This window comes from Nocardioides sp. (assembly GCF_036401255.1).
GTDB lineage: Bacteria > Actinomycetota > Actinomycetes > Propionibacteriales > Nocardioidaceae > Nocardioides.
On record NZ_DASWVI010000021.1, the window covers coordinates 1 to 22,441 of the forward strand.

A 22,441-nucleotide genomic window follows, 5' to 3' on the forward strand; every position below is an offset into this window, starting at 1 on the left:
CGTCGAGCACCGCGGTCACCCGCGCCGGCCCGACCGCCGCCACCGACGGGCGGACGGCCCGCACGTCCGCACGGTCGTCCTGCACGCCAGGATGCTCGCACACCGAGGCGCCGGGCGGCTCCCTCAGCGCGCCGGGTCGAAGACCTCCGCCAGCGCGTCCCAGGCCTCGGCCCGCACGAACACCGGCACCACGTCGATCGGCACGTCGGTGGTCACGACCGTGCCGCCGTCGTACGGCGTCCCGGTCCAGGCGTCGACCCACGCACCGGCCGGCAGGTACGCCGGCCACCTCGTGGCACCGGCCTCGGTGACCGGGCTGACGAGGAGGTCGTCGCCGAGCAGCCACTGCCGCGGGTGCTCCCACACCAGCGGGTCGCCGGGGTGGTCGAAGAACAGCGGCCGCATCAGCGGCCGGTCGCTGGCGACGGTCCGCGCCGCCTGCTCGGCCAGGTAGGGCACCAGCCGCTCGCGCAGGTGCGCGAACCGCCGGAACACCGGCACCACCCGCTCGTCACCGGTCGACTCCGCGACGTTCCACGGGGTCCGGTCGCGCAGCGGCGGCCGGTGGTGGTTGAACTCGGAGTGGTACTGCATGACCGGCATGAACACCGACGCGCCGGCCGCGCGCAGGTAGAGCTCGGCGTCGGGCACCGGGCCGGAGAAGCCCGCGAGGTCCCAGCCCCAGTAGACGATGCCGCACGCGGCGGCGGTCAGCCCGGCGGTCACCGAGTTGCGGAACGCCTCCCACGTGGAGTCCTCGTCGCCCGCCCAGAACACGCCGTGCGCCTGCGATCCCGCGAACCCGGCGCGCGAGAACGTCACCGGCGCCTTGCCCTCCGCACGCAGCAGGTCGCCGAACGCGCGGGCGTAGTGCACCGGGAACAGGTTGTTGCCCTCATCGCCGCGGCGCCCGTCCGCGTACCTCAGGTCGTGGCCCCAGGCGTGCTCGCCGCCGTCGGTCTTGAAGCCGTCGACGTCGAGGTCGGCGACCAGGTAGCGGCGCTTGGCGGTCCACCAGTCGCGGGTGCGCGGCGCCGACAGGTCGGGCATCAGTGCGCGCGGGAACCACCAGCCGCGGTTGTGGTACGCCGAGCCGTCGGCCTCGAGCACCGCGTGACCCTCGCGGACCATCGCCTCGGCGTCCATCCGCACCTGGCCGGTGAGCTCGGGGTCGGTCTTCTGCAGCGGGATCTGCCAGAGGATCACCTTGATCCCGCGGGCGTGGAGCTCCTCGACCATCCCGCGCGGGTCCGGCCAGGCGCCGTCGGCCGGGTAGTCGAAGTCGGCCGCCTCGTGCGCGGCACCGTCCTCGTGCGGCGCGTAGGTCGCGTCGCGGAAGATCGTGATCCCTTCCTCGTCGCTCCAGGCCTCGATCACCACGACGCCGACGGGGACGTCCAGCTCGCGGTGGCGGTCCATCCGGTCCATCACCAGCTGCTGGGTGTTCCACTCGTTGCCCGACGCCCACAGCCGCAGCACCCACGCGGGGAGCTCCTCGGCGCGGCCCACCTCGTCGAGGAAGCCGCGCAGTACGTCGGTGGGGGTGCCCTCGTGGACGGCGAGCTCGACCGCGGCCGGCCCGAACCCGAGGTCCACCTCGACGACCAGCGCCTCCGGCGTGCTCGCGCCCACGTCGTACCACGTGCGTCGCGACGTGCGGACGTGGAAGCCCCACGCGCTGCCGTCGGCGCCGACCACGTGCGCGAACGGCATCGGCAGGTAGGTGCGGCCGTGCCGGCCCTGGGACTTGTACTGCTCGAACACCACGGCGTCGAGGCGGTGGCCGGCCTGGTCGAGCCGGTCGAACCGCTCGCCGAAACCGACCACGTGGTCGCCGGGCCGCAGCGCCAGCGCGAACCGCGCCCGGTGCGCGCCGTCGGGACTCACCAGCCACGAGACGCTGCCCGGCACGACCCGGTCGCCTCCGCCCACCAGACGGCCGGGGTGGTCGGTGGTCCAGGCCGCGGCGGCGACGTCGTACGCCGGCGTGGCGACCTCCTCCCCGGAGGCGGTGCGGCCCACGAACCGGTAGCGGTAGCGGCGGCCCGCCTCCAGCACGGCCGTCTCCACGGTCCAGGCGCCGTCCGCCTCGAGCATGCCGGCCTGGGCCTCGGCCAGGTGGCCTTCGCCGCCGGCGAGCGCCGCCGCGTCGGCCGAGTCGACCTCCCGCGGGTGCATGGGGAGCGACGCGTCCTCCCACTCGCAGCGCACGGCGACCACCGCCGGGTCGGCGGTGACACCGAGCCGGCAGGTCGTGCCCACCAGCGGCAGCACCGGGACCCGCTGGTCGGCGGAGTGGGCGTACGGGTGCTCGATGCCGTGCGGCCGGTGCGTGATCATCGGGCGCGCTCCTCGGGCTCCCCCGGGAGCAGGCCGAGCACGTCGGCGAGCACGAGGTACATGCCGTGCGACCACAACAGCGGCGTGGCGACGGGACCCCAGCGATCCAGCCACTCCTGGCGGTGCTCGGCGTGCAGCAGGTGCCCGGGCACCTGCTCGGGCAGCTCACCGGTCGCGGTGGCCTGCGCGGCGATCCAGCGCAGGTGCGTCAGCGCGGCGGCGGTCTCGCCGCGGACCGCGAGGTTCCAGCCGAGGAGGGCGGAGAGCAGCAGCCACTGCCCGCCTCCGTAGAAGACGTCCTCGGCGAACCGGTGCACGCCGCCGTCGACGTCGAGCTGGGCGGCGACGGCGTGGATCGTCGCGGCCGCGACCGGGTCGTGGTCGGAGACCAGGCCGAACGGGACGACGGCGGACACCAGCGACGCGTCGACCGCGTCGGTGCCCAGCCACTTGGTCAGGTGCCCGTCCGCGACGCCCCGGGCCCGCACCAGGTCGCGGATCTCGGCGATCACCGAGGCGGTGGCGTCGGCGCGGACGGGGTCGAGGACGTCCGCGCCGAGCACCGCCCGCAGGCCGCCGTGGATGGCGGCGAGGGTCGAGACGTGCCGGTGCTCGGCGTGCTCCTCCCACCAGTCGTAGCAGGGCAGCGACCAGAAGGCGGTCAGGTAGTCGACCGCGACCTCGATGCCGGCGCGCCAGCGGTCCAGGCCGCGGCCGTGGCGGCGGGCGAACGTCACCACGGCCCACAGCCAGGTGCCGTAGCCGTCGGTCTGGAAGTCCCACCACTCGTCGGTGCCGTCCTCGCCGGCGAACGTGAACCGCGTCGGGAGCATCTCCGCGCGCGCCGGCGTGCGGCCCTCGGCCGCCACGGCGAGCAGCCCGTCGACCTGGCCACGGCGGCTGGCCAGGGTGCGGGCGGCCCAGTCGTGGAACCGGCCGGCCGAGTCGGCGTCGCCGTACCGCGACACGCCCTCGGCGGTGAACGCGCCGTCGCGCAGCCAGGCATAGCCGGCGTACGCCGAGAAGTCCGGGCTGGCCGGGTAGGCGCCGCCGGGGTCCTGGTGGCCGGTGATGATCCGGTGGCTCGCGACCGCGAGCTCGGCGAGCCGGTCGCGTTCGGCGGCGGGCAGGCCGAGGGCGTTCAGGTCGAGGGTGGTCGGGTCGGGGTGCAGGGAGGACATGCGAGAGGTCTCTCTTCGTCGAGATCGTGGGGTGGGCCGCCGAGACGGCCCACCCCGTCGGGTGGTGCCGGCGGTCAGTCGAGCAGCGCGTCGACGGCCTTCTTCGCGTCCGCGAGCGCGTCCTCGACGCTCTTGCGTCCGGCCGCGGCCTCGCCGAGCTCCTTGGTGATCGCGTCCTGCATCTCGGCCTGCCGGGCGATGACCGGCGGCAGCGCCACGGACTCCAGCGACTCCATCACCGCGGCCCGGTTGGCGGGCTTGTCCTGCTCGAGGTACGGCGCGAGCAGCGACTCGTCGGCGACCGGCGGCAGCTCCCACGACGTGCTCAGGCGGGTGTCGGCCATCGCCTTGGAGGAGGTCAGGAACGACAGCCACTCCTCGGCGGCCTCCTGGTGGTCGCTGTCGGCGTTGACGGCGACACCGTTGGCGAACATCGCCGAGGCCTGCTGGGTGTTGCCGGGCTCGACGGCGATGTCCCACTCGAACGGCACGTCGGCGAGGCCCGCGAACATCCAGATGCCGCTGTGCCACATCGCGAGCTTGCCGTCCTTGAACAGGTTGGTGTCGAAGTCGGGCGTGCCCGCGCCCTCGGCCTCGGTCGGCATCGTCTTGCCCGGCTTGCCCACGAGCCACTGGGCCGCCTCGACGCCCTCCGGTGAGTCGAACGTCGCCTCGGTGCCGTCCTCGTTGAAGAACGACCCGCCGGACTGCGCGAGCGCCTTGTAGAACTCGAAGAACTGCACGGGCTGGTAGTCGCCCCAGACGCCGGCACCCTTGTCGGTGAGCTTCGCCGCGGCCGCGGCCTCGTCCTTCCAGGTCCAGTCGGACGTCGGCGTCTCCACGCCGGCCTTGTCGAAGAGCTCCTTGTTGTAGAACAGCACGACGTCGGAGAACGACTCCGGCAGCGCGTACTGCGCACCGTCGCGGGAGAACGCCTCGAGCAGCGACGGCTTGTAGGCCGCCTCGTCGTAGGAGCCGAGCTCGGCGAGCGAGCCGTTCTCGGCGTACGTCACGAAGTTCTCGTAGTTGAGCTCGAAGGTATCCCCGGCCGTGCCGCCCGCGAGCGCGGTCTGCAGCTTGGTGAAGTAGGAGTCGTACGGCGTGGTCTCGACCTTCACCTCGATGTCGTCGTGCTCCTTCTCGAACGCGTCGACGATCGCGGCCAGGTCCTGCTCATGCCCGCCGTTGGAGGAGAACTCCATGTAGGTGATCGTGGTCTTGCCGTCGGCGGAGTCGGCGTCCTTGGAGGTCGCCGAGCCCTGGGAGCAGGCGCCCAGGGCGAGGGAGGCGATGCCGGCGACGGCGACGGCCGTCAGACGCCTGCGGTGGTTGTTCATCGGTGTTCCTTTCGTCGTCCGCGGTCGTCGGCGACCGGGGAAGCCTTCAGCGGTTGCGAGTCGTCACTTGATGCCGGTGTGCGCGATGCCCGCCACGACGTGGCGTTGCGCGAGGAGGTAGACCAGGGCGATCGGGACGATCGAGACGACCGACCCGGCCATCACGACGTCCCACTCGGTGGTGAACTGGCCTTGGAGCGTCGCCAACCCGAGTGGCAGCGTCATCAGCTCGGGCGAGCGGATCACCACGAGCGGCCACAGGAAGCTGTTCCACGACGCCATGAACGCGAACACCGCGACCGTGGCCAGGGCCGGGCGGATCAGCGGGAGCACGATCGTGGCGAAGATCCGCAGGTGCCCGGCGCCGTCGATGGTGGCGGCCTCGTCGAGCTCGGTCGGCACGGTCTCGACCGCCTGCTTGAGCAGGAACACGCCGAACGCGGACGCGAACGAGGGGGCGAGCAGACCCAGGTAGGTGTCTTGCAGGTTCAGGGTCTTCATCTCGATGAACAGCGGCACCACGAGGACCTGCAGCGGCACCATCATCGTCGCGAGGTAGAGCCCGAAGACGACGTTGCGGCCCGGGAAGCGGAGCCGGGCGAACCCGTAGGCCGCCATCGACCCGGTGACCAGCTGGAGCACGGTCGAGGTGACGGCGATCGCGAAGGAGTTCACCAGGATCCGCCAGATCGGCACGGCGTCCACGAGCGAGCGGTAGGCGTCGAGCGTCGGGTCCTCGACCCACAGCGTCGGACCGTCGGCCAGGCTCCCGCCGGGCGTGATCGAGGTGATCACCGTCCACAGGAACGGGAAGAGCATCAGCACGGCGCCGAGGACGACCAGGGCGAGCACGGCGACGGAGCGCACGGGGTGACGGGCGTGGTCACGCATGGTGCACCCACCGCCTCTGCCCGCGGATCTGGACGGCGGTGATCAGCAGGATCACGGCGAACAGCAGCCAGGACAGCGCGGAGGCCTCACCGGCCCGGCCGTAGCGGAAGGTGAGGTCGTAGATCTGCCCGACCACGACCTGGCTCGAGCCGGCGGGGCCGCCGCCGGTCATCACGAACACCTGGTCGAAGACCTGGAAGCCGTTGATCAGCGAGATCACGACCACGAAGAACGTCGACGGCGAGAGCAACGGCAAGGTGACGTGCCAGAACCGCTTCCACCCGGTGGCGCCGTCGACGTCTGCGGCCTCGAGCACGTCGCCGGGGATCGCCTGCAGGCCGGCGAGCAGGATCACCATCACGAAGCCGAGGTCCTTCCACGCCGAGGCGAGGATCACCGAGGGCAGCGCCCAGGTCGGGTCGGTCCACCACCCGGGCTGGCCCAGGCCGGCCGCACCCAGCAGGTGGTTGACCAGGCCGCTGCTCGGGTTGAGCAGCCACTTCCACACCAGCGCCACGACGACCCAGCTGGTGACCACCGGCAGGAAGTAGGCGGCCCGGAAGAACGCGTTGGCCGGCATCCGGCGGTTGAGCGCGACCGCGAGCGCCAGCCCGCCGACGTACACCAGCGGCAGGTAGCCGGCGACGAACAGCAGCGTGTGCCAGAAGACCTCCCGGGTCGCGGGGTCGGTCAGCAGCTCGCGGTAGTTCTCGAGCCCGACCCAGCGCATGTCGGAAATCAGGTTCCACTCGTGCAGGCTCACCCAGGCCGAGGAGACCATCGGCACCGCGGTGAACAGCAGCAGCGGCACGGCGCTGGGGCCGAGGAAGACGAGGGCCCAGCCGAGCGTGCGCCACCGGCCCCGGTGCATCAGGCGCCGTCCTCGGGCTGGTCGGCAGTGTCTTGGAGCCGGGCGCGGACCAGGCGGCCCTGCTCGCCGGTGGTGTCGGTGGAGTCGAACGGCGCGGCCAGCACCAGGCTCGCGGCACCGAGGGTCCACTGCTGCTCCGACCACGCGTGCACCTGGTAGCGCAGGGACCGCCGGCTCGGCATCAGGTGGCGGCGGAACGACGCCTCGAACGGGGACTGCCAGTGCCGCCAGGCGGTGACGCCCTCGCCCTGGATCACCAGCACGCCCGGGTCGATGGTGTGCACGACGCCGGCCAGCGCCCGGCCGAGCAGCCGGCCGGCGGTCGCGAAGATCTCCGTGGCTGCCTCGGACCCGGCGTCGGCAGCTCCGGTGAGCTCGGCGATCCCGTCGGCCGGCCCGACCACGCCGCGCTCGCGGGCCAGGCGCACGAGCGCCTCCTCCCCGATCAGCGCCTCGAGGCACCCGGTGCCGCCGCAGGCGCACTCCGGCCCGTCGTCGGCGACCGGCACGTGGCCGATCTCGCCGGCACCGCCGCGGGCGCCGCGATAGATCGAGCCGTCGACGACGACGCCGCAGCCGATGCCGCGCCCGATCGTGACGACGAGGTACGACGCCGCGTCCTGCCCCACGCCGTAGAGCCGTTCGGCCGCGGCCAGGGTGTTGACGTCGTTGTCGAGCAGCACGGGCACCCCCAGCTCGGCGCGCAGGTGGGCGCCGACGGCGAGCTCGGACCAGCCCAGCGTCGGGGCGGTCACGACGCCGGAACCCTGCGAGTCCACGGAGCCCGGCACGCCGACGCCGACGCCGAGCAGCGCGCCCGGGTGGGCGGCGACGGCCTCGGCGAGCAGCCGGCCGAGCCGGTCCAGGGCGTCGGGGGCCGAGGGGTCGAAGGGCCGGGTGCTGTAGGCCTCGACCAGGCCGTCGAGGGTGACCCGGACGGTCGCGACGTGGTCGGCGGTGACCTTGACGCCGATGGCGCTGGCGGCCTCGCGGACCAGTCCGAGCAGGCGGGCCGGCCGTCCGCCCCGCGACGGCTCCGCCTCGAGCTCGGCCACCAGCCCCCGGCCGATGAGGCCCTTGGTGGCCTGGGTGACCGCCGCCGGGCTGACCCGCAGCAGCCGGGCGATGTCGGCGCGCGAGGAGGAGCCGCGGCTGCCGAGCAGGCCGAGGATCGCGGCGGGCAGCAGGTCGCCGCCACGGGTGCTGGACGGTGCAGGCATCGGCTTCCTCGGGTCGGACCACTTACTTCGGGACTTTGTTTAGTCCCAAAATAAGTCCGTGTCAAGCGTCACGCCGCAGCACCGGCCGCTCCGGGCGCGATAACCGGGAGACGCGCCGGACCGCCGGGCCCGAGACTGGCCCGGTGACCCAGGACCTGAGCGCCGTCTCCTGGCCCGTCCGCACCGAGCGGCTGACGATCCGGCCGGCCGCGGCCGCCGACCTCGACGCCACCTGGGCGTTCCGCCGGCTCCCCGAGGTCGGCGAGTGGGTCACCTGGGCCGAGCCGGACCGCGCGGCGTACGCGCAGCGGTTCCTCGCCCCCGACCGGCTCGCGACGACGCTGGTGGTCGAGCACGACGGCGCGGTCGTGGGCGACCTGATGCTGCGCGTCGAGGACGCCTGGGCGCAGGGCGAGGTCGCCGGCCGCGCGGCCGGGACCCAGGCCGAGCTCGGCTGGACGATCGACCCGGCCCACTCCGGCCGCGGCTATGCGACCGAGGCGGTCACCGAGCTGCTGCGGATCTGCTTCGAGGACCTGCGGCTGCGGCGCGTGGTGGCCCTGTGCTTCGCCGACAACACCGCCTCGTGGCGGCTGATGGAGCGCGTCGGCATGCGCCGCGAGCTGCACACCGTGCGCGACTCGCTGCACCGGTCGGGCGAGTGGCTCGACGGCTACGGCTACGCCCTGCTCGCCGAGGAGTGGCGCGCCCGCCGCTAGCCCGGCCCGTCTCCCGTCGAGACACCAGAACTGGCTGTCCGGCGGCCGGTCGCGCAGCCAGTTCTGGTGTCTCGACGCCCAGGACCCCGCGGGTGATTCCGCACACCACTTTGTCCCGGCTCCTCAAGCCGCGCGCCGTTCCGCCGATCTGTGGGGCGTCCGAAACGGATTTCGTCGACAAAGGGGACATGGATGTCCACGATGCGCCGAGGCGCACCCGCACGCCTTCAGCCGGCAGCCCGCGCGCTGCGCACCCACCGGTCCCGCGCCGTCACGGCGACGGTGGTACTGGCCCTGTCGTCCGTGCTCGTGCCCGGCGCGACCCCCCCGAGCGCGGCCGACGGGGGCGTGGTCACCTCGCCGGCGGTCACCTCGCTCGTGCCGCTGAGCCTGCCGGTCCTCACCCAGGTGGGTCCGGCCGCACAGGACCGGCTGGCGAGCGTCCTGGGCGAGGACCCGAGCAAGCGCCGGCTCTCGGTGAAGTGGGGCACGCTCACCCCGCTGCAGGACCGCCCGGTGTCGGTCACCGGCACCGCGCCGATGCCCAGCAACGGCGTGAAGCGGTGGGTCTACCTCGAGGAGCTGATCGCCGAGGACGGCGTGTGGACCTACGTGAAGGACACCCGCACCGACGCCGCGGGCGCCTTCGGCCTCGAGCTGACCCTGCACCGGGTGAACGAGCCCCGCCGCTTCCGCATCTCCGTGGGCAAGGTCCCCGGCGCGCCCGCGGTCACCTCCTCCCCGGTCACGCTCCGGGCGGTCTGGCAGCCCGACAGTCCGACCACGAAGACCTACCCGGGGATGAGCGTCACGTGGCCCGGCACCCGGGTGCTGGTCGGGTCCCAGCAGTCGATCCGGGGCACGCTGGACAGCCGGCCGACCAAGGGGACCGCCACCGTGCAGCGGCTGGTCGCCGACCGGTGGGTCGACGTCGCGAGCAGCCCCGTGACGGGCACGGGCGGCTTCGCGCTGAGCCTGCCGACGGCGTACCTCTCGCACGCGTCCTACCGGCTGCGCATCACCGACGCGAAGGGCGAGGTGGCCACGACGCCGGCGGAGACCTTCGTGGTCGTCCCCGACTACACCCCGGACGGCCAGGAGAGCAGCTACGCCTTCGTCAGCCCGGACCCGGTCGGCCGGTGGAACCCGTGCGCGACGATCAGCTACAAGGTCAACCTCGCGAAGGCGCCCGCCGGCGTGCTGCCCGACGTCCGGGCCGCGCTCGACCAGGTCAGCCAGGCCACGGGGCTGCGGTTCGAGTTCCGCGGCACCACGACGGTCATCCCGTTCCTCGCCGGCGACACCTTCGACCCGGCCGTCGCCGACCTGGTGATCGCCTGGGCCGACCCCGCCCAGATGCACGGGCTGCTCCCGCCGGGGACGCTCGGCGTCGGCGGCCCGGAGTTCCGCGCGGCGCTCGCGACCGACCCGGCCGGTCGGCCGGTCCGGCAGATCTACCAGGGCGGGGTCACGATCAGCAGCGCGTTCAACAAGGCGCTCCTGCCCGGTGCGGGCGAGGGCCTGACCCGCGTGGCGGCGCTCATGCACGAGATCGGGCACGCCGTGGGCCTGATGCACGTCGACGGCGACGCGGCGCAGCTGATGTCGCCGGCGATCGGCTACGGCCTGGACCAGTGGGGCGCCGGTGACCTCGCCGGGCTCGAGCGGCTCGGCGCCGGCGGCGGCTGCCTGACCCCCGGCGCCTAGCCTCCGGGCCCCGCCAGCTCGGCGAGACCCGCGCCCTCGAGCCGCATCACGTGGATCTCGTCGACCTCACGCGCGCCGAGGCGCCGGTAGAAGCCGATCGCCGGGTCGTTGGTGCGCAGCACCCACCACTCGAACCGTGCGCACCCGTGGGCCTGCGCGGTGCGCGCGAGCTCGCGGAGCAGCATCCGTCCGGCGCCGCGGCTGCGGTGCTCGGCGACGACGTACAGGTCCTCCAGGTGCAGGGTCCGCCGGCCCATGATCGTGCTGTAGGCGAAGTAGTAGAGCGCGAACCCGATCGGTACGCCGGCCACCTCGGCCACCAGCGCGTGCGCCATCGGGTCGGACCCGAACAGCGCGCCGGCGAGGTCGTCGGGCCGGGCCTGCACCGCGCCGGGAAACTCCTCGTCCTCGGCGAGCTGCACCACGAACCGGTGCAGGACCTCGACGTCGCCCGGCTGCGCCGGGCGGATCACGACGGACGGCTCGGTCATGCGACGAGACTAGGACCCCGGTGCGGCGCGCTCCACCCGGATCCAGCCGCTCCAGCCGCGCTCGGCCAGCAGCTCCTGGAGCCGTTCGACCATCGGGTGGGCGTCGGTCGCGAACGCGTCCATCAGCGCGACGTACGCGTCGTCGTCCAGCTCGTCGTGCTGCCGGTCCAGCTCGCCGCGGGCGGCGGACTCCTCCATGACCTCGGCCATCAGGTCCGCCGCGGCCTCGAGCCGCTCCTCGTCCATGCCGAGCTCCACCAGCTCGTCGAAGAGGCGATAGAGCCGCAGCGTCCGCGGGTCCTCGAGCTGAGCGAGCTTGTCGGCCATCAGCTCGGGGATCCGCTCCGGCCAGCGGGCGCTCATCAGGATCCACCCGTCCCGCTCCCCCTCGACCATCGCGTCCGAGGCGCCGGCGGCACGCAGCCGGTCGAGGTACGCGGCGACCTCGGGACCCACCGCGAGCGAGTCGCCGTCCGCGAGCCGCGCGATCCGGCGGCGGTGCTCCTGCAGCTGCCGGATCTCCGCACGCAGCCGCTGGTCGATCTCGGCGACCGCGGTCGCGAACTCGTCGGGGTCCGCGTCGAGCAGCTCCCGCACCCGGGCGAGCGGCACGCCGGCCTCGGCCAGGGTCCGGATCCGGATCAGGTCGACCACGGCGCGGGCGTCGTAGGAGCGGTAGCCCGACGCGTCCCGTCCGGGCTCGGGCAGCAACCCGATCTGGTGGTAGTGGCGCACGGTCCGCTGGGTCACCCCGGCGTACGCCGCCAGCTGGCCGATCGTCAGCACGGGCCCAGCCTGCCCGTCCCCCGCCCCGTCACGCGAACTTGCGGTGGTAGACGCGCATCGCGAGCAGGTAGGCGACCACGAGCAGTCCCAGGCACCAGGCCAGCGCGATCCAGATGTCGTGGCCGACTGGCTGCTCGGCGTACAGGCTGCGCAAGGTGTCGACGATCGAGGTGACCGGCTGGTGCTCGGCGAACCAGCGCACCGGTCCGGGCATGCCGGAGGTCGGCACGAACGCCGAGCTGACGAACGGCAGGAAGATCAGCGGGTAGGAGAACCCGCCCACGCTGTCGGCGGACTTGGCGGTCAGCCCCGGGATCACGGCGAGCCAGGTCAGGGTCAGCGTGAACAGCATCAAGATGCCGGTGACGCCGAGCCAGGCGAGGACGCCGGCACCGGAGCGGAAGCCCATCGCGACCGCGACGAGCACCACCAGCACGAGCGCGACCAGGTTGGCCACCAGCGAGGTCAGCACGTGGCCCCACAACAGCGCGGAGCGGGCGATCGGCATCGACTGGAACCGTTCGAACAGGCCGCTCGAGGCGTCGGTGAACAGCCGGTAGGCGGTGTAGGCGATGCCGGAGGCGATGGTGATCAGCAAGATCCCGGGCAGCAGGTAGTCGACGTACTCCTCGCCCCCGGTGTCGATCGCGCCGCCGAAGACGTAGACGAACAGCAGCAGCATCGCGATCGGGGTGATCGCGGTGGTGATGATCGTGTCCGGGCTGCGCAGGATGTGGCGCAGGGAGCGGCCCAGGAGGGTGATGGTGTCGCGGACGAAGTGGGTGGTCATGGTCGGTCCTCAGTTCTGGGCGGGGCTGGTCTCGGCGCCGATCACGGCGAGGAAGATCTCCTCCAGGGTCGGCTGCTTCTCGACGTACTCGACGGTCGCCGGGGGCAGCAGCGCCTTGAGCTCGGCGAGGGTGCCGTTCACGACGATCCGGCCGTCGTGGAGGATCGCGATCCGGTCGGCGAGCTGCTCGGCCTCGTCGAGGTGCTGGGTGGTGAGCAGGATCGTGGTGCCGCCGGCGGCGAGCTCCTTGACGGCCCGCCACACCTCGAGCCGGGCCTGCGGGTCCAGGCCGGTGGTCGGCTCGTCGAGGAAGATCACCGGCGGCTCGCCGATCAGGCTCATCGCGATGTCGAGGCGCCGGCGCATGCCGCCGGAGTAGGTGCCGGCGCGCCGGTCGGCCGCGTCGACGAGGTCGAACCGGGCGAGCAGGTCGTCGGCGATCGCGCCGGGGTCGGGCAGGTGCCGCAGCCGGGCGACGAGCACGAGGTTCTCCCGGCCGGTGAGGATCTCGTCGACGGCGGCGAACTGGCCGGTGAGGCTGATCGACTCGCGCACGCGGGCTGGTTCGTCGCGGACGTCGGTGCCGTCGACGACGACGGTCCCGGCGTCCGGCGCCAGCAACGTGGCGAGGATCCGGACCGTGGTGGTCTTGCCGGCCCCGTTGGAGCCGAGCAGGGCGAAGATGGTGCCGCGGGCGACGTCGAGGTCGACGCCGCGCAGCACCACGGTGTCGCCGTAGGACTTGGTGAGCCCGGCGACCGCGATGGCGGGCGGGGCGGTGGTCGTGGTGGTCATGGCACGAGCGTGCGGCCCTGACGCTGCGTCAAGGTCAAGCCCGGTGCCCGAGCGGCGTTCGGATCGCACCGCTCAGGTCCGTGGCCGGGCGGTCGATAGGGCACTCATCGGCGACCCACGGACGGGCCGCTCTCGCTGCGTTGGAGTCATGGATGACCGTACGTTCGCTGTCCCCGGCCGCCTCCTCACGGCGGCGGGTCCCTCGCCGGACCACCGCCCTCGCCCTCAGCCTCCTCCTCGCCGCCGGCGGTGTCACCGCGGCAGCGGTGAGCGCCGGCGGCGACCGTTCGCGCGCCGGGTCCTACGCCCAGGCCACCGGCTGGGAGGACTGCGACGGCGAGGTCATCGCGCCTGCGCTCCCCGGCGATCCGGCCTCGTGCGCCCACGCCGACAAGGCACCTCCGGGCGTCGACGTCGACAAGCACGTGCCGACCGCGGTCCTCGAGGCTCGCACCGGGGCGGCCGCGGCCGCGGTCGCCGCCGCCCAGGACGAGGGCGTCCCGGTCGCGGCCCAGGTCGCCGCCGTCACCGATCGCGTGCCGTGCGACGGCGACGGGACGTCGGGCTATCGGGTGCAGGCGATCTACGTCGTCACCTCCGACCGCACGAACCGGTTCGCGGCGGTGGGCGACCAGATCAAGCAGTGGGCGGCCGGGGTCAACACGGTCTTCAACCTCTCCGCGGCCAAGACCGGCGGCGTGCGCGACGTCCGCTTCGTCACCAGCGCCAACGGCGACGGCACCTGCTCGCCGACCGTCCTGAACGTGACGCTCCCGCCCGGCTCCTTCACGAGCTTCGACGCCACGATCAGCGCCATGCGGGCCGCGGGATACACCGCGCCCGGGCGCAAGTACCTGATGTGGGTCGACGGCACCGGCCAGTGCGGCATCGCGCAGACCTACCTGAGCAGCACGCCCGGGCAGGACAACCCGAACAACGGCGCCTACGCGCAGTTCGCGCGGATCGACACCGGATGCTGGGGCCAGGCCCAGTCGGTCGAGGCCCACGAGCTCTCCCACACCATGGGCTCGGTGCAGGGCGATGCCCCCCACGCAACCTCGCGCGGGCACTGCTACGACGAGTCCGACCGGATGTGCTACGCCGACGGCGGCGGCAAGACGATGCAGCAGATCTGCCCGACCGACCAGGAGACGTTGTTCGACTGCAACAACGACGACTACTACTCGACGTACCCGGCCGCCGGGTCCTACCTGGCGGGCCACTGGAACACCGCGAGCTCGCGGTTCCTCATCGGTGGCGGCGACGGCGTCGGCGGCGGCGATCCCGGCGTGCCGACGGTGCTCGGCGGCACCGTGTCGGTGAACAACCCGGCCGTGCCGGGGCTGCCCACGCAGGTCGCCGCCACGCTCGAGCTGCCGCCCGGGCGGACCGCGACGGTGACCTGGTCGGCGTCGCGCTCGGACTGCGTGTTCGCCGACCGGACCGCCCTGCAGACCGAGGTCGTCTGCAACGCGGCGTCCGCCACGCAGGCCAAGGTCACCGCGACCGTCGTCGACAACACCGGCGCGAAGCTCGTGCGCAGCAGCGCGCTGACGTTCTCGACGGCGCCGCGGACGGCGTCGCCGGCGTTGACGGTGGACGCGGAGACGTCCAGCTACGTCGCGTGCCCGACCGGCAAGGCCGTCCTGACGGCCCGGGTGGTCGACCAGGCGAGCGGCCGTCCGGTCAAGGGGGTGCCGGTCGCGTGGCTGCGTCAGGGCGCCACCGGTACGCCGGTCCAGGTCGCCTCGAGGCTGACGGACGCGACGGGCGTCGCGTCCGCCCTGCTGGTCCCCACCGCGGGTGCCTACACGGTGCGGACGACGGCGGTGCCGGCGTTCCCCGCATCGACCTCGACCGCGGTCGACGTGAGCATCGCCTCCGGGCCGTGCACCACCGGACTGACCGGGGCGGTCGACGCCGCGTCGGTCCAGGCCGGCACGGCCGTCGGCGTGACCGGCGTACTCACCCGCACCCTGCCGGGCGGGTCGACGGCTCCGGCGGCGGGCGAGCGGGTGTCGATCTACGGCAAGGCCGGGTCGGCGACGACCTGGTCGATCGTCGGATCGAGCCTGAGCGGCGCCGACGGGTCCTACTCCGTCGTGGTCAAGCCGTTGGTGTCCACCACGCTGCAGGCGCGGTTCGTCGGCCGCGTCGGGATGGGCTCCTCGGTGGCCGACAGCGCGGCGATCACCGTGACCCCGTGGACGACCGCGCTGACGGTCAGTCCCTCGGCCACGGACCTGATGGCCGGCGCGCCGGTCACGGTCACGGGGACGCTGAAGCAGTCCGACGGCACGACCGAGACCGCGATGCCCTCGGCACCGGTGACGCTCAGCTACCCACTGGCCGACGGGCGCACCGCCACCACGCGGGCGGCCACCAACGCCGCGGGCACCTACACGGTCCTCGTCCGGCCCACCGGCTCGGGCGACATCGTGGTCCGCTACGCCGGCAAGCTGGGCTGGGGAGCCTCCTCGGCCACGCAGTCGATCGTCGTGCACCCGTGGGCGACGGCGCTCACGGTCGCCCCGTCCAGCACGGACGTGATGGCCGGGGCACCCGTGACGGTGACGGGGACGTTGAAGCAGTCCGACGGCACCACGGCCACCGCGATGCCCTCGGCACCGGTGACCGTCACCTACCCGCTGGCCGACGGCCGCACCGCCGCCACGCGGGCGGCCACCAACGCCTCGGGCACCTACACGGTGATCGTCCGCCCGACCGGCTCGGGCGACATCGTGGTCCGCTACGCCGGCAAGCCGGGCTGGGGTTCCTCCTCGGCGACCCAGGCGATCGTCGTGCGCCCCTGGGGCTCGGCGCTGACGCTCTCGGCGGTGCGCGACCCGGCCACCGGCTACGTGCGGGCGACCGGGACGCTGAGCCAGATCAACTCCGCCGGCGTCTCCTCGCCGCTCGCGGGTGGCGTGGTCACGATCACCTACCAGTACACCGCCACCTACACCGCGACCCGGACGGTCACCACCACGTCGTCGGGGACGTTCACGACCCTGGTGAAGCCGAACGCCACCGGCTTCGTCCGGGCCAGGTACGCCGGGGGTCCGGGTCGAGCGGAGGCGACGGCCACGCCGGTGAGCATCACGGTCCCCTGAGCCAGTCGGCCCTCAGGTCGAGCGGACCGAGAGCACCGGCTCGTCACGATGGTCCGCACCCGGCGCCGCCGCGTCGGGGCGACCCTCGACGTGGAGGTGCGGAAGCCACCGGTCCAGGACCCGGGGCAGCCACCACGCCCGCGCACCGAGCAGCCGCATCACGGCGGGGACCACGAGGCAGCGGATGACCACGGCGTCGAGCAGCACGGCCACGGCCATCGCGAAGCCTGCCTGCTGCAGCATCCGGTCGGGGAAGAGCACGAACGAGCCGAAGATCACGACCATGATGGCCGCGGCGGCGGTGATCACGCCGCCGGTATGGGCGAGGCCCTCGCGCACCGCCCGCTGGGGGTCGCCGGTCCGCAGCCACTCCTCACGCATCCGGGAGAGCAGGAACACCTCGTAGTCCATCGACAGGCCGAACACGATCGCGAAGATGAACACCGGGAGGAAGGCCTCGATCGGTCCTGCGTCCGCTCCGAACCGCCCGTCCTGGAAGACGAGTCGCATGGCGCCGAGCGCGGCGCCGATCGAGAGCAGGTTGAGCAGCGCCGCCTTGACCGCGATCGCGACCGAGCGGAACACGCTCATCAGGAGCAGCCCGGAGAGCGCGACCACGACCACCACGAACAGCGGGAACCGCTCCGCGAGAGCCTGGCTGAAGTCGATGCCGGCCGCCGTCTGTCCGCCGATGAGCACCGGGTCGCCGAGCTCCTCGCGGAGGTTCTCGACCACGTCGGCGGTGGCCGCGTCCTGCGGCCCCGTCACCGGCTCCGCGCGCAGCAGCCAGACCCCGTCCGCGACCGCGGCGGGTGGGCTCACCCGGTCCGCGACGATGCCGGGCGTCTCCGCGAGCCGGGTCTGGACGGCCTGCGCGTCGCGGGCGGAACCCTCGACCGCCACGAGGAGCGGCCCGTTGGCGCCGGGCCCGAGCTTCTCGCTGACCAGGTCGTACGCCGCGCGCGCGGTCGTCGAGGTCGGGTCCGTGCCCGCGTCGCTGAGTCCGAGGCGCAGGCCGATGGCGGGCAACGCCAGGGCGCCGAGAGCGACCACCGCGACAACGACCGCCGGCCAGGGCGCCCGCTGGATCAGGCCCGCCCAGCGACGCCAGCCCTCGCCCGTGGGCGCGGTGCGCTTCGCGGCGTGGGCCCGGATCCGGGTCTCGAGCCGCCGTCCGAACACCGTGAGCAGCGCCGGCAGCAGCGTGATCGAGGCGACCATCGTGATCAGGACGGTGAGCGCGACAGCGGTCACGGTGCCCTCGAACCCCGCGACACCGAGTGTGAACATGCCCAGCAGCGCGATGATCACGCTGGCGCCCGCGAACAGCACCGAGCGGCCGGCCGTGTCGAGTGCCCTCCGGGTGGCCCGCGCCCGGTCGGCGCCGGCCAACAGCTCGCTGCGGAACCGGCTGAACACGAGCAGGGCGTAGTCGATGCCGACGCCGAGACCGACCAGCACCAGCAGCGACGTGGCGTAGTCGGGGATCGAGATCAGGTGTGAGACCAGCATGGCCAGGCCGAAGGTGGTGCCGACCGCGAGGGTGGCCGTGATCAGGGGCAGCGTCGCGGCCAGCAGCGAGCCGAACATGAACACGAGGATCAGCAGCGCCGCGAGCATCCCGGCCCCTTCCGCGGCGCCACCGCCGGCGCTCTCGACCTTGCGGATCCCCCAGCCCTGCACCTCGACCTGCAGGCCGTCGCCGCCCTGGGCCTTCGCGACGTCGATGATCGCCTCGTACGTCGCCGCCGGTGCGTCCGCCGACTCCCCGTCCAGGCCGACCTCGACCAGGGCGAGCGTGCCGTCGGGCGAGACCGTGCCCTGCTGTGGATCGGGCGGGGTGACGGAGTCCACGTGGGCGATCGACCCCAGCCGGGAGGTCAGGGCGTCGACGTCGGCGGCGGTGTCCCAGCCACGCTCGTCGTGCAGGACCACGGTCACGCTGTCACCGGTCGCTTGGGGGGCATGCTCCTCGAGCAGGTCGGCCAGCTGCTGGGACTGGGTGCCGGGCAGCGACACGTCGCTGCCGTTGGCGTACTCGTCCCCGGTGGCCTGGGCCGCGACGGCGACACCCACCACGAGGGCGATCCAGAGGGCCAGCGCCCTCCAGTGGCGGCGCTGGGACCAGCCGGCGAGGCGCTCCATCGGCGTGGGGCCGGCCGACTGGGGCGGGTCGTGCGGGGACTGCGTGGTCACGAGAGGACCTCCGTGCGTCGGGGCGGGGACACGGAGGATCCTCGCGACCACAGCGCCGGGGCTCATCGGCCCGGCGACGACACCGGCTACGCATCTCGACGTACACCGCGTCGCTCGGGTCCGCGCTCTCCGACGTAGTCACCTGCGTCCGTCCGCGGAGGTGATGCGGTGCCGGCCGAACCTATGATCGGCCCATGCCCGACCCGCGTCTGCGCCTGCACCCCTGGGCCCAGGACGTGGTGCTCGCCGTGGTGGTCGCCGGGCTCCAGGTGCAGGGCACCGCGACGCGCGCCGACCGCAACGCCGAGACCGTGCTGCGCCCGCTCGCCGACCTGGGCGACCTGGGCTATGCGCTGCTCGTCGTGAGCGGGCTCGTGCTCGCCGTACGCCGACGTTGGCCGGTCGCCGTCTTCGCCGTGACCGCCCTGGGCAGCGCCGTCTACTACACGCTCGACTACCCGGATGCTCCCGGGTGGATCGGGCTGTTCGTCGCGACGTACACGCTGACCGCCCGCGGCGACGGTCGGCGTTCCGTCCTCATCGCGGGGGTCGGCATCTCGATCCTGGCGGTCGTCTGGTTGGTCGCCGCCGCCGACATCGAGCCGCGCGCCGCCCTCGGCTGGGTGTTCTTCCGGATCGGGGCGTCGGTGATGAGCGCGGCACTGGGTGAGTCGGTCCGCTCGCGGCAGGTGATCGCGTCCGACGCACTCGCGCGTGCCGAGCTGGCGGAGCGGACCCGGGAGGAGGAGGCTCGCGCACGCGTCGACGCCGAGCGGCTGCGGATCGCCCGCGAGGTGCACGACACGGTCGCGCATGCCATCGCGATCATCAACGTCCAGGCCGGTGTCACCGCCCACGTCCTCGACCGTCGACCGGACCAGGCGCGCGCGACGCTGGAGGCGATCGAGCAGACCAGCGGCCGCGCGCTGCAGGAGATGCGCACCATCCTCGGGGTGCTCCGCGACGAACGCGAGGACCGGGTCCCCCACCCCGGGTTGGGACAGCTCGGCGAGCTCGCCGCGCGGACGCGGGAGGCCGGGCTCGACGTGGAGCTCGCGGCCGCGCCGCCCGCGTCGGCGATCCCGAGCGCCGTCGGCAGCGCGGTCTACCGGATCGTGCAGGAGGCGCTCACGAACGTGGTCCGCCACGTCGGTCCGACCCGGGTCACGATCGCGATCGACGCGGACGCGGACGCCGTCGGCGTACGAGTCGTCGACGAGGGGAGCCCTGCGGGCCGCCCGACCCCGCGCGCCGACGGGGCGGGTGGGTCCGGTCGCGGGCTCGTCGGCATGCGCGAGCGCTGTCAGCTGCTCGGTGGGGACCTCGACGCCCATCCGACCCCGACGGGCGGCTTCGAGGTGCGCGCGCGGCTGCCGCTGGCGCCGGTCGGTCCGGGGACGTCGTGACCATCGCCGCGGCCCCGATCCGGGTGCTGCTCGCCGACGATGAGGGCCTCGTGCGATCCGGGTTCCGACTCCTGCTGGACGTCGAGGACGACATCGAGGTGGTCGGCGAAGCCGCCGACGGCGCCGAGGCCGTCGAGCAGGCCCGGGCCGCCCGTCCCGACGTCGTGCTCATGGACATCCGGATGCCCAAGGTCGACGGGATCGAGGCGACCCGCGCGATCGGTGCGACACCAGGACTCCAGGACGTCCGGGTGCTGATCTTGACGACGTACGACACCGACGCCTACGTCTTCGACGGTCTCCAGGCCGGGGCGAGCGGGTTCCTCCTCAAGGACGCGGGCCCTGCCGAGCTGCTGCATGCGATCCGGGTGGTGGCCGCGGGCGAGGCGTTGCTGGCCCCGCGGATCACCCGCCGCCTGATCGCGCAGGTCACCGCCAGCCGGGCCACCAATGCCGACGCAGCCGCCCGCCTGGACGTGCTCACCGCTCGCGAGCGCGAGGTGCTGGCGCTGGTGGGTCGAGGACTGAGCAACGACGAGATCGGCGCCGCGCTGTTCCTGAGTCCCGCCACGGCGCGCACCCACGTCAGTCATGCGATGGTCAAGCTCGGTGCCCGCGACCGCGCCCAGCTCGTGGTGATCGCCTACCAGGCGGGCATCGTGACCCCCTGACCCTCGATCCATCGGGTCGCGGTCAGGTGCGGTGCCCCACCACCACGGGGCCGCGGGGCGGCCCTGACCGACCGGGTCTACCTGTCCACCGTCGCCAGGTCCGGCGCGGCGATCGTGCCGAGCTGCACACGCGCGCCGTACTCGTCGCGGACGCCCCAGTGCTCGGCGAGCCGCGCGCCCTCGGTGCGGTAGATGTGCGCGGTGGTCATGGCATAGCTGCCGCCCTCGGCGCCCGGACCGTGGACGGCGTCCACGCCGACGCCGTGGGCGACCGCCCGGAGCACGACCCGGTCCTCGGTCGAGAAGACGTCCTCGATGTCGTAGCGGATGCGCAGCACCTGGGTGACGAACGTGAGGATCTGGCGATACCCGGCGGGGCCGGGCGGCAGGGGGAAGGGCGAGCCGTGGTCGACGAAGTCGTCGGTGACCAGGTCGTCGAGGCAGTCGAGGTCGCCGGAGTTGATGGCCTCGAAGACGCGCAGGGCGGCCGCCTGCGCCGGGTTGTGGTTCATGGCATGACTCCCGATAGACTGGAACGGTATTCCACTGGAATGGCAATCTAACGAATAGGGGGCTCCGTGGCAAGGGCCTACGACAACTCGGCTCGCGTCGAGCGCGCCGGACGGACCCGGGCCGCGATCGTGGCGACGGCGCGCGAGCTGCTCCTGCAGGGCGGCTATCCGGCGATGACCGTCGCGTCGCTGGCGGCCGCCGCCGGCGTCAGCCCGCAGACCGTCTACAACTCCGTCGGCGGCAAGCCGGCCGTGGTCAAGGCCGTCTACGACCAGCTGATCGCGGGCGACGACGTGGAGGTCGCCCTCAGTGATCGGCCGGAGTTCCAGGCGCTGTTCGAGGCGGTCGACCGGCCTGCGTTCGCGCGGGCGTACGCCGGCTGGGTGCGGGTCCACTCCGAGCGGGTCGGGCCGCTGCTGGGCGCGCTGCTCGCGCACGGCACCGACGCCGCACTGGTGGACTTCGTCGCCACGATCGAGCAGGAGCGGTACGCCGGCACCACCCACGCCATCACCGGGCTGCGGGACCGCATCGGCCTGCCGGCGCGGCACGCCGGCGAGCCGGGCCTGCGTCGGCTGGTCGATGCGGTGTGGACGCTGAACTCACCGGACGCCTACGACCGACTGGTGCGCCGCCGGGGGTGGTCGCCGGCGGCGTACGAGGACTGGCTCGCCGAGCAGCTGCGAGCGCTGCTCGACTGACGTCCCGAGCCCGGCGACCCGAGGGGCTCAGCGGCTCGACCCCGCCCCGCGCACCTCCCGGGTGCACGGGCGGCCGTATCGGCCGAAGGTCGTGGACCGCGCGATCGAGAAGTCAGGCGTCGCCGCCTGCCGCGGTCGCCCGGTCGGCGGCGGCGAAGCCCACCCGCGCGTGGCTGCCGTCGCAGAACGGTTTGCGCGCCGAGCTGCCACAGCGGCACAGGTAGACCGGGCTCCCGCCGTCGAGCTCGTAGGCGGTGCCGTCGGGATCGACGACCCGGAGCGATCCTTCGACCCGCAGCGGCCCGTCGTCGAGCGGGCTCACGGTCAGCGAGGGGGCGTGGGGGCCGTCGTAGTCGGGCAGTGGCGTCGTCGTCATCGAGGTTCCTTCCCTGCGGGGCAGTCGGTTGTGCCCAGGAGCGTCGCCGCTCCCGAACGCCGCCACCAGCCGCGCCTCGGCACAGGTCCGCAAACCTGGGCTGGTCGACCGCTCGGTCGCACCCGGACATCGGATGCTGCGTCGAAGCCGCGACCTGCGACATCACGGTGTGGGTCCGAGGACCGGAAGCGGGACACCGACGTGTCCTGGGCGCTCCACCGTCCGGCCCGGTCGCGGGTTCAGGCGCGGCTGATCAGCAGGTACCGCTCGTCCTCGATGGCCTTGCCCCAGTACACGTCCTCGGGGAGATGTCGGACCTCCACCTCCGTGCGAGCCG

At 73.3% G+C, this 22,441-nt stretch carries 19 protein-coding genes; 6 read left to right on the forward strand and 13 right to left on the reverse strand.

Annotated elements, in window-relative coordinates; translation table 11 throughout:
• Window positions 1-123 precede the first annotated feature (123 nt).
• From VGD85_RS00805 to VGD85_RS00830, 6 genes are all read right to left on the reverse strand, one after another.
• Complete coding sequence (locus VGD85_RS00805; RefSeq protein WP_331061548.1) at window positions 124-2,340, reverse strand: TIM-barrel domain-containing protein; 2,217 nt, start codon at window positions 2,338-2,340, stop codon at window positions 124-126.
• Window positions 2,337-3,521, reverse strand: coding sequence for a glycoside hydrolase family 15 protein (locus tag VGD85_RS00810; RefSeq protein ID WP_331061549.1), 1,185 nt, complete (start codon window positions 3,519-3,521; stop codon window positions 2,337-2,339). The genes VGD85_RS00805 and VGD85_RS00810 overlap by 4 nt, the downstream gene beginning before the upstream one ends.
• 74 nt (window positions 3,522-3,595) lie before the next feature.
• Window positions 3,596-4,858: a sugar ABC transporter substrate-binding protein gene (locus VGD85_RS00815; RefSeq protein ID WP_331061550.1), complete on the reverse strand. Its 1,263-nt coding sequence runs from the start codon at window positions 4,856-4,858 to the stop codon at window positions 3,596-3,598.
• Between the two features lie 63 nt (window positions 4,859-4,921).
• Window positions 4,922-5,749, reverse strand: a complete 828-nt coding sequence (locus tag VGD85_RS00820; protein ID WP_331061551.1) for a carbohydrate ABC transporter permease — start codon at window positions 5,747-5,749, stop codon at window positions 4,922-4,924.
• Window positions 5,742-6,620: a sugar ABC transporter permease gene (locus VGD85_RS00825; RefSeq protein ID WP_331061552.1), complete on the reverse strand. Its 879-nt coding sequence runs from the start codon at window positions 6,618-6,620 to the stop codon at window positions 5,742-5,744. Before VGD85_RS00825 ends, VGD85_RS00820 begins: the two co-directional genes overlap by 8 nt.
• Window positions 6,620-7,840 carry an ROK family protein gene (locus tag VGD85_RS00830; protein ID WP_331061553.1) on the reverse strand — a complete coding sequence of 407 codons (1,221 nt, stop codon included), beginning with the start codon at window positions 7,838-7,840 and terminating at the stop codon, window positions 6,620-6,622. Before VGD85_RS00830 ends, VGD85_RS00825 begins: the two co-directional genes overlap by 1 nt.
• A gap of 143 nt (window positions 7,841-7,983) precedes the next feature.
• On the opposite strand from VGD85_RS00830, the gene VGD85_RS00835 reads away from it, so the two are divergent.
• A complete protein-coding gene (locus VGD85_RS00835) occupies window positions 7,984-8,559 on the forward strand; it encodes a GNAT family protein (RefSeq protein ID WP_331061554.1) in 576 nt (191 codons plus the stop codon).
• Between the two features lie 192 nt (window positions 8,560-8,751).
• Window positions 8,752-10,266, forward strand: coding sequence for a hypothetical protein (locus VGD85_RS00840; protein WP_331061555.1), 1,515 nt, complete (start codon window positions 8,752-8,754; stop codon window positions 10,264-10,266).
• On the opposite strand, the gene VGD85_RS00845 is transcribed toward VGD85_RS00840, so the two are convergent.
• From VGD85_RS00845 to VGD85_RS00860, 4 genes are read right to left on the reverse strand one after another with little or no spacing between them, the layout of a single operon-like run.
• Window positions 10,263-10,757, reverse strand: coding sequence for a GNAT family N-acetyltransferase (locus tag VGD85_RS00845; protein WP_331061556.1), 495 nt, complete (start codon window positions 10,755-10,757; stop codon window positions 10,263-10,265). The two genes, VGD85_RS00840 and VGD85_RS00845, sit on opposite strands and share 4 nt — an antisense overlap.
• Window positions 10,758-10,766: 9 nt before the next feature.
• The gene (locus VGD85_RS00850) at window positions 10,767-11,543 is read right to left on the reverse strand and encodes a MerR family transcriptional regulator (protein ID WP_331061557.1); all 777 of its coding nucleotides are present in this window, start codon (window positions 11,541-11,543) and stop codon (window positions 10,767-10,769) included.
• Between the two features lie 28 nt (window positions 11,544-11,571).
• The gene (locus VGD85_RS00855; protein WP_331061558.1) at window positions 11,572-12,333 is read right to left on the reverse strand and encodes an ABC transporter permease; all 762 of its coding nucleotides are present in this window, start codon (window positions 12,331-12,333) and stop codon (window positions 11,572-11,574) included.
• Window positions 12,334-12,342: 9 nt separating this feature from the next.
• Window positions 12,343-13,128 carry an ABC transporter ATP-binding protein gene (locus VGD85_RS00860; protein WP_331061559.1) on the reverse strand — a complete coding sequence of 262 codons (786 nt, stop codon included), beginning with the start codon at window positions 13,126-13,128 and terminating at the stop codon, window positions 12,343-12,345.
• 152 nt (window positions 13,129-13,280) lie between these two features.
• Between VGD85_RS00860 and VGD85_RS00865 the strand changes: the two genes are divergently transcribed.
• Complete coding sequence (locus VGD85_RS00865) at window positions 13,281-16,241, forward strand: hypothetical protein (protein ID WP_331061560.1); 2,961 nt, start codon at window positions 13,281-13,283, stop codon at window positions 16,239-16,241.
• Window positions 16,242-16,253: 12 nt separating this feature from the next.
• Here VGD85_RS00865 and VGD85_RS00870 read toward each other — a convergent pair whose 3' ends face one another.
• Window positions 16,254-18,437, reverse strand: a complete 2,184-nt coding sequence (locus VGD85_RS00870; RefSeq protein ID WP_331061561.1) for an MMPL family transporter — start codon at window positions 18,435-18,437, stop codon at window positions 16,254-16,256.
• Window positions 18,438-18,631: 194 nt separating this feature from the next.
• Here VGD85_RS00870 and VGD85_RS00875 point away from each other — a divergent pair, with 194 nt between their 5' ends.
• Together VGD85_RS00875 and VGD85_RS00880 are read left to right on the forward strand one after the other, a co-directional pair.
• On the forward strand, window positions 18,632-19,843 hold the full coding sequence (locus tag VGD85_RS00875; RefSeq protein WP_331061562.1) for a sensor histidine kinase: 1,212 nt from the start codon (window positions 18,632-18,634) through the stop codon (window positions 19,841-19,843).
• Window positions 19,840-20,514, forward strand: a complete 675-nt coding sequence (locus VGD85_RS00880; protein WP_331061563.1) for a response regulator transcription factor — start codon at window positions 19,840-19,842, stop codon at window positions 20,512-20,514. The genes VGD85_RS00875 and VGD85_RS00880 overlap by 4 nt, the downstream gene beginning before the upstream one ends.
• A 77-nt stretch (window positions 20,515-20,591) precedes the next feature.
• Here VGD85_RS00880 and VGD85_RS00885 read toward each other — a convergent pair whose 3' ends face one another.
• A complete protein-coding gene (locus tag VGD85_RS00885; protein ID WP_331061564.1) occupies window positions 20,592-21,026 on the reverse strand; it encodes an ester cyclase in 435 nt (144 codons plus the stop codon).
• Window positions 21,027-21,092: 66 nt separating this feature from the next.
• Here VGD85_RS00885 and VGD85_RS00890 point away from each other — a divergent pair, with 66 nt between their 5' ends.
• Entirely contained in the window at window positions 21,093-21,728 is a 636-nt protein-coding gene (locus VGD85_RS00890) for a TetR/AcrR family transcriptional regulator (protein WP_331061565.1), read from the forward strand.
• 112 nt (window positions 21,729-21,840) lie between these two features.
• Here VGD85_RS00890 and VGD85_RS00895 read toward each other — a convergent pair whose 3' ends face one another.
• Window positions 21,841-22,104 (reverse strand): CDGSH iron-sulfur domain-containing protein, encoded by a 264-nt coding sequence (locus VGD85_RS00895; RefSeq protein WP_331061566.1) that lies wholly within the window; start codon window positions 22,102-22,104, stop codon window positions 21,841-21,843.
• Between the last annotated feature and the right edge of the window lie 337 nt (window positions 22,105-22,441).

Excerpts from the sequence above, each read along its gene's own strand:
- VGD85_RS00860 (WP_331061559.1), bottom strand. The coding sequence starts at position 13,128 with ATGACCACCACGACCACCGCCCCGCCCGCCATCGCGGTCGCCGGGCTC.
- VGD85_RS00830 (WP_331061553.1), bottom strand. The coding sequence starts at position 7,840 with ATGCCTGCACCGTCCAGCACCCGTGGCGGCGACCTGCTGCCCGCCGCG.
- VGD85_RS00810 (WP_331061549.1), bottom strand. The coding sequence starts at position 3,521 with ATGTCCTCCCTGCACCCCGACCCGACCACCCTCGACCTGAACGCCCTC.
- VGD85_RS00805 (WP_331061548.1), bottom strand. The coding sequence starts at position 2,340 with ATGATCACGCACCGGCCGCACGGCATCGAGCACCCGTACGCCCACTCC.
- VGD85_RS00815 (WP_331061550.1), bottom strand. The coding sequence starts at position 4,858 with ATGAACAACCACCGCAGGCGTCTGACGGCCGTCGCCGTCGCCGGCATC.
- VGD85_RS00895 (WP_331061566.1), bottom strand. The coding sequence starts at position 22,104 with ATGACGACGACGCCACTGCCCGACTACGACGGCCCCCACGCCCCCTCG.
- VGD85_RS00875 (WP_331061562.1), top strand. The coding sequence starts at position 18,632 with ATGCCCGACCCGCGTCTGCGCCTGCACCCCTGGGCCCAGGACGTGGTG.
- VGD85_RS00855 (WP_331061558.1), bottom strand. The coding sequence starts at position 12,333 with ATGACCACCCACTTCGTCCGCGACACCATCACCCTCCTGGGCCGCTCC.
- VGD85_RS00820 (WP_331061551.1), bottom strand. The coding sequence starts at position 5,749 with ATGCGTGACCACGCCCGTCACCCCGTGCGCTCCGTCGCCGTGCTCGCC.
- VGD85_RS00865 (WP_331061560.1), top strand. The coding sequence starts at position 13,281 with ATGACCGTACGTTCGCTGTCCCCGGCCGCCTCCTCACGGCGGCGGGTC.
- VGD85_RS00885 (WP_331061564.1), bottom strand. The coding sequence starts at position 21,026 with ATGAACCACAACCCGGCGCAGGCGGCCGCCCTGCGCGTCTTCGAGGCC.
- VGD85_RS00840 (WP_331061555.1), top strand. The coding sequence starts at position 8,752 with ATGTCCACGATGCGCCGAGGCGCACCCGCACGCCTTCAGCCGGCAGCC.
- VGD85_RS00845 (WP_331061556.1), bottom strand. The coding sequence starts at position 10,757 with ATGACCGAGCCGTCCGTCGTGATCCGCCCGGCGCAGCCGGGCGACGTC.
- VGD85_RS00825 (WP_331061552.1), bottom strand. The coding sequence starts at position 6,620 with ATGCACCGGGGCCGGTGGCGCACGCTCGGCTGGGCCCTCGTCTTCCTC.